General features: G+C 71.2%; 1 protein-coding gene. It reads right to left on the reverse strand.

Features of this window, described 5'->3' with window-relative positions; translation table 11 throughout:
- The coding region (locus tag ACFWTC_RS38790) for a condensation domain-containing protein (RefSeq protein WP_384075156.1) at positions 1-2,214 on the reverse strand (2,214 nt) is incomplete at both ends.

Genomic DNA, 2,214 nt, shown 5'->3' on the forward strand with positions numbered 1-2,214 from the left:
CTCCGTCACAGTAGCCCGCGGCACCTCAACCGCAGTGTCGTTCCACTCCACCAACAACCGCTGCCGCTCACCCTCGTCAAGGACCTCGACGGAGCTCAGGAACCGGTCCGCACCGCTCTCCAGCGCTGCCACGAGGTTCTCCGTAGCGGTGGCCACCAGTGTGGCGACAGCCTGCGGGTCGATCGGCGCGACCGCGTCGACGGCCAGACCGAGCCCGTTGCCATAGTCATCAACGGAGACCGAAAGCGGATAGTTGTCGGTCTCCCGACCAAACACCAGCCTGATGCCGTCCTCGGCTGCACTCTCCGGCGTAGCGCCGTCGCCCCGGGCGGCGGACCGACTGGCGTGATGCCGGTAGTTGAACAGTGACGTGAACAGCGGGGTCCCGCCCGGTACCCCGCTGGCCTCCTGGGCCAGGGCGAGCGACGCGTGCTCGTGCTCCAGGAGGGCGGCGAGCTGATCGCGCATCGCGGCAACCGCCGCGCGCGGCGTAAGGTCGCCGACGCGTACCAGAACCGGAAGCGTGTTGATGAAGGGGCCCGCCACCCGGCCGGTGCCGGCCGCCGCGCTCAGGCGGCCGAGCAGCACAGTACCGAAGACCACGTCCTCTCGGCCGCTGACCGCGGCCAGGACCCGAGCCCACGCCACATGCATCACCGTGGCCGGACTGGCACCCAGACTCCGGGCGACGGTACGGACCCGCTCCGACAGCTGTGCCGGGAACGGCAGCCTGGCGCTGACCGCTGCCGCGCCGTCGCCGTGCACATCGACCAGGCCGTACGGGGCGGTCGGCTCGGTCACGTCGCCGAGCAGCCCGGTGAAGTACCGCTCGTGTCCGTGTCGGTCCGCCCCGCCGCGCGCCTGGGCCACGAAGTCACGGAAGGGCAGCGGTTCGGGCAGTTCCTCTCCCCGGCCGGCGAGGAACGCCTCCACCTCTTCGAGAAGGAGCTCCATACCCGTGTGGTCCTGCACCATGTGGTGTTCACGGAACAGCGCGATCCACCGGTCGGTGCCGGGCTCGGCTGCCAGATGGGCGTGGATCAGCGGCGCGCGCCGCAGGTCCATGACCGTGCCGACCCGTTCGACCAGCTCCGCCACCCGGTCCGCGCCGTGGGGGTCGAGTGTGACCTCCTCGACGGGCAGCTTCGCGTGGCGCCACACCACCTGTACCGGCTCGCGCAGGCCTTCCCACACGATGCCGGTACGCAGGATGTCGTGCCGGTCCACGACCTGCTGGAGGGCGCTGAGGTAACGGTCAAGGAGGTCACGCGAGGCGAACTCGACGACCATCGGGGTCACGTAGGCGTCCTCGCCGCCGTCGGCGAGGAGGTGGTGGAAGAGCAGACCCTCCTGCAGGGGGGCCAGCGGATAGACGTCCGCGACGTTCGCCGCGCCACCGTCCACGGTCGCGACGACCCGCTCGATCTCCTCGACGGTCAGGTCGACCAGGGGGAGCATCGCCGGTGTGATCGCCTGCGCGTCCTGCGGGATGACGTTCGGCGGTACGACGACGCTCTCCGCACCGGCCGCGGAGGCGAGCCCTGCCACGGTCGGGGTCTGGAACAGCGCCCGCACCGAGACGGACACGCCGCGGGTCCGCAGCACCTCCACCAGGCGTACCGCGAGCAGGGAGTGGCCCCCGAGGGTAAAGAAGTCGTCGTCGACGCCGACGCTGTCCACGCCGAGGACCTCGGCGAACACCTCGCAGAGGATCTCCTCACGCACCGTCGACGGGCCGCGGCCGGAACCGCTGGTGTACTCGGGGGCAGGCAGGGCCTTGTGGTCCAGCTTGCCGTTCGGGGACAGGGGCAGCGCGTCGAGGACCACCACCGCCGACGGCACCATGTACTGCGGCAGGGACTCCGCCACCAGGGCTCGCACCGCCGCCGACAGCTCCTCTTCGAGCGCTGCGCCGGTCACGACGTACGCCACGAGACGGGCGTCGCCCGGGGTGTCCTCACGAGCCACCACCACGGCCTGGGCCACCGACGGGTGCGCGGCCACCGCTGACTGGACCTCGCCGAGCTCGATACGGAAGCCGCGGACCTTGACCTGCTCATCCGCCCGGCCCACGAACACCAGACGGCCCTGCGCATCCCAGCGGACCAGGTCACCGGTTCGGTACATCCGCTCACCGGCCGTACCGAACGGGCAGGCCACGAACCGCTCCGCCGTCAGCCCCGCCCGGCCCACATACCCACGCGCCAGACCCGC

This window comes from Streptomyces sp. NPDC058619, assembly GCF_042717785.1.
GTDB lineage: Bacteria > Actinomycetota > Actinomycetes > Streptomycetales > Streptomycetaceae > Streptomyces.